1 protein-coding gene is annotated in these 1304 nt (G+C 65.7%); it reads left to right on the top strand.

Going from position 1 to position 1304, the window contains the following annotated elements; all coding sequences use genetic code 11:
* Positions 1-1304, top strand: a 1304-nt coding sequence (locus tag AC5ZGW_RS46305; RefSeq protein ID WP_496114173.1) for a phosphomannomutase/phosphoglucomutase, incomplete at both ends; no start/stop codon positions are given.

The raw sequence follows: 1304 nt of genomic DNA, 5'->3' as shown, positions 1-1304 counted from the left end.
GCCTTCGAATCCGAGCCGATGGTGAAGCCGACCGGGTTTCGCGAATATGACGCGCGCTGGCTGTTCGGCAAGGAAATCAATCTGATGGGCGTGCAGGCGCTGGGCATGGGGCTCGGCGCGCTGATTGCGGAACTCGGGGTCAAGCAGGAGATCGTGACCGGCCACGATTTCCGCGGCTATTCCGCCGCGATCAAATATGCGTTGATCTCCGGCCTGATGGCCGCGGGCTGCAAGGTGCACGACATCGGGCTCGCGGTGACGCCGATGGCCTATTTTGCGCAGTTCGACCTCGACGTGCCCTGCGTCGCGATGGTCACCGCCTCCCACAACGACAATGGCTGGACCGGCGTCAAGATGGGCGCGAGCCGCCCGCTGACCTTCGGGCCCGACGAGATGACGCGGCTGAAGGAGATCGTGCTCGGCGCCAGCTTCAGCAACAAGGCCGGCGGCGGCTACCAGTTCCACGAGAATTTCCCGGCGCGCTACATCGCCGACCTCACCAGCCGGCCGAAGCTTAAGCGCAAGCTCAAGGTGGTGGCGGCCTGCGGCAACGGCACCGCCGGCGCGTTCGCGCCGCAGGTCTTGGAGGCGATCGGCTGCGAGGTGATCCCGCTCGACACCGAGCTCGACCACACCTTTCCGAAATACAATCCGAACCCGGAAGACATGGAGATGCTGCACGCGATCCGCGACGCGGTCTTGCAGCACAAGGCCGATGTCGGCTTCGACGGCGACGGCGACCGCTGCGGCGTGGTCGACAACACCGGCGAGGAGATCTTCGCCGACAAGGTCGGCGTGATGCTGGCGCGCGACATGTCGGCGATCCACAAGGACGCGCAGTTCGTGGTCGACGTGAAGTCGACCGGGCTGTTCATCACCGATCCGGTGCTGCAGCAGCAAGGCGCCAAGACCGCGTATTGGAAGACCGGCCACTCCTACATGAAGCGCCGCACCAACGAGCTCGGCGCGCTCGCCGGCTTCGAGAAGTCCGGCCACTTCTTCTTCAACACACCGTTCGGCCGCGGCTATGACGACGGCCTGGTCTCGGCGATCGCGATCTGCGAGATGCTCGACCGCGCGCCCGGCAAGTCGATGGCCGACCTGAAGGACGCGCTGCCCAAGACCTGGTCGTCGCCGACGATGTCACCGCATTGCGCCGATGAGGCCAAATACGGCGTGGTCGACGCCGTGGTGAAGCACTTCGAGGGTCTGCAACAGCAGGGCGCCAAGATCGGCGGCCAGGCGATCCGCGATCTCGTCACCGTCAACGGCGTGCGCGTCACGGTGGAGGACGGCAGCTGGGG

It is taken from the genome of Bradyrhizobium sp. Crot121 (assembly GCF_059512385.1).
This window is presented reverse-complemented; position numbering and strand designations above follow the sequence as displayed.